The sequence below is a fragment of the Exiguobacterium sp. SH5S4 genome (assembly GCF_004337045.1).
Classification (GTDB): domain Bacteria; phylum Bacillota; class Bacilli; order Exiguobacteriales; family Exiguobacteriaceae; genus Exiguobacterium; species Exiguobacterium aurantiacum_A.
In genome coordinates, this window is sequence record NZ_SJUQ01000052.1 from 1 (window position 1) to 2,502 (window position 2,502).

Here is a 2,502-nt window from a genome sequence, read left to right on the forward strand (position 1 = left end):
ACAGCGTCGCCCCGAGGGCACGCCGACTCCCGGGGGAACAGCGGGCAAGGCGAGACCCAGCAGCGACATCGTCGCGATGCGGCTCGCTGACCGCCCCCAGGAAAGCGGCGTGCCGGACAGGGCGGCTCGAAGGGCAATGAAAGCAGATGAGCGTCATCCCATCCGGGACGACGCTCATCTGCTTAAAATCATTTGAAGTTTTTCAGTGCCCTCCCTTTATGGGCGGAGAGTTTTTTTGTTGCTCGAGAAATAGTTAGTTTTCGTTCCCTCAAGAAAACGCTTTTTTTGATATACTGTTATCGAGACAGAAATTAGGGGGAATGACATGCTTACAGTAGAACAAGTTCGTGAAGAATTAGCAGTATTGGTCGATCCGACGATCAACCGTACGCTTGGAGATACAGCTGGCGTGAAAGACGTCCGAATTAAAGAAGACTATGTCAGCGTGAAAGTGGCGCTCGGTCAGACCGGGAGCGGGGAACAGCTTCAGCTGCAACAAGAGATCGTCACATTGTTGAAAGGAAAAGGCTTTAAGACGGTCGGCCTTCGTTTCGAAGCGCTAAATGACGAAAGTTTAAAAGAAGCGACAAAACCGGCTATCCTTCGTGAAAACTCAGGAACGACGTTCATAGCAATCGCTTCAGGAAAAGGCGGCGTCGGGAAGTCGACGGTGTCGGTCAACTTGGCGGTCGCGTTAGCACGTGCCGGTAAAAGGGTCGGCTTGATCGATGCAGATATTTACGGGTTCAGTGTCCCGGACATGCTCGGGATTGAAGAACGTCCCGTCGTCCGAGGTGAAAAGATCATCCCGGTCGAGCGGTTCGGGGTAAAAGTCATCTCGATGGGCTTCTTCGTCGAAGACAATGCGCCGGTCATCTGGCGCGGACCGATGCTCGGGAAGATGCTCAACAACTTCTTCAATGATGTGGAGTGGGGCGACCTCGACTACTTGTTGCTCGATTTACCGCCAGGGACAGGTGACGTCGCGCTTGATATCCACTCGATGCTCCCGTCATGCCAGGAGTTGATTGTAACGACACCTCACGCGACCGCTGCGTTCGTCGCGGCTCGAGCGGGTGCGATGGCAATCAAGACGAACCATAAAGTACTCGGAATCATTGAGAATATGGCGTACTTCGAGAGCAAGGTAACGGGCGAGAAAGAATACGTCTTCGGTTACGGCGGCGGCGAAAAATTATCAGAAGCGCTCAAGAGTAAACTGCTCGCGCAAATCCCGCTCGGTCAGCCGTATGACAATGAAGACGACTTTGCGCCTTCGGTCTACCGGGACGGGCATCCGTTTGAGAAAACATATGATGAATTGGCGCAATCGGTCATTCAACAAATAGAAGGGTGAATGGTTAGCAGATGAAAGTACAAGGTTTTTTACGTTTGTTTTGGACGACACTCGTTTTCGGGACGCTATTTGGGTTCCTGATGAATTTACTCGCCAATCCGGGTTATTTGGTCAGTCAGTCGTGGGAAGCGATTGTGACGGCACTCAGTTACTCGAGTACGTGGACGGGAATCAGTATGATGGGTTTTTTTGCCTACTTGATCGTCCACCGTGTCGGCTTGGATTTATTCCGCGGAGCGAAACTGTGGAATCGAGTTCAAGTGGTCTTGATCATATTCGCGTTATTTGACGCGGTCTATCTGCGCATGCTCGCATTTGGCAATGATCACATGTGGCGTTATATCGGAGAGATGCTCGTCCTAGTCGTCGTGTCGTGGATTGTAGCGACGAGCAAGGCGAGACAGACGAACGCGAGTGCATTTATCCCGACGCTCTTCTTGATGATCGTCATTACGTTGATCGAGTGGATTCCGGCACTGCAAGCGACAGATGAGATCGCTCTTCTATGGCCGGCACTTGCGACGCTCGTGTTCGCCAACGCTTATCAAGTGTTGATGCTTCATCGCTTCCAAGCGCCAGCGCACGGTGAAGCAGTATCAAAATCGAATAGTGGTCCTAAAGAGTCATTAAAGGCGAAGAAACGCGTCTCGTCTAAATCGTCGTAATGTTCTCTTGCCAGTGATGAGCTCAGGTGATTTCGCCTGAGCTTTTCCATTGGTTAAGAAGGGAGTCCACGGTCAATTTAAGCGTATCGAAATAAATTTTGAAGCAATCAAAGTTTTTTTAGAAAAACAGTTGACGAATAGTATAGGCACTGATATATTAATAAACGTCGCTGCTGTTCAAATTTGAGCAACAGAAAAAAGTGAAAAAAATAATAAAAAACGGTTGACTTTAAAAAGTGAACTCGCTATTATTAAAAAGTCGCTAACACGACAACATTTGGTCTTTGAAAACTGAACGATGAGGCAAAAAAAGTTTTACAAGTTTTGATTGAAGCGCAAGCTTCGTCATTTTCAAGAGCTATATCAAATTCTTTGGAGAGTTTGATCCTGGCTCAGGACGAACGCTGGCGGCGTGCCTAATACATGCAAGTCGAGCGCAGGAAATCGACAGAACCCTTCGGGGGGAAGTCGACGGAATGA

General features: G+C 49.3%; 2 protein-coding genes and 1 rRNA gene. All 3 read left to right on the forward strand.

Going from position 1 to position 2,502, the window contains the following annotated elements; genetic code table 11:
- Positions 1-325 precede the first annotated feature (325 nt).
- Complete coding sequence (locus EVJ32_RS15815; protein ID WP_131459124.1) at positions 326-1,357, forward strand: Mrp/NBP35 family ATP-binding protein; 1,032 nt, start codon at positions 326-328, stop codon at positions 1,355-1,357.
- 11 nt (positions 1,358-1,368) lie between these two features.
- Positions 1,369-2,022, forward strand: coding sequence for a KinB-signaling pathway activation protein (locus tag EVJ32_RS15820; protein WP_131459125.1), 654 nt, complete (start codon positions 1,369-1,371; stop codon positions 2,020-2,022).
- A gap of 369 nt (positions 2,023-2,391) precedes the next feature.
- Positions 2,392-2,502, forward strand: a 16S ribosomal RNA gene (locus EVJ32_RS15825); the annotation flags it as partial.

What these genes read in the sequence shown, in the direction of transcription:
- EVJ32_RS15820 (WP_131459125.1), top strand. Translation starts at nt 1,369, where the DNA reads ATGAAAGTACAAGGTTTTTTACGTTTGTTTTGGACGACACTCGTTTTC.
- EVJ32_RS15815 (WP_131459124.1), top strand. Translation starts at nt 326, where the DNA reads ATGCTTACAGTAGAACAAGTTCGTGAAGAATTAGCAGTATTGGTCGAT.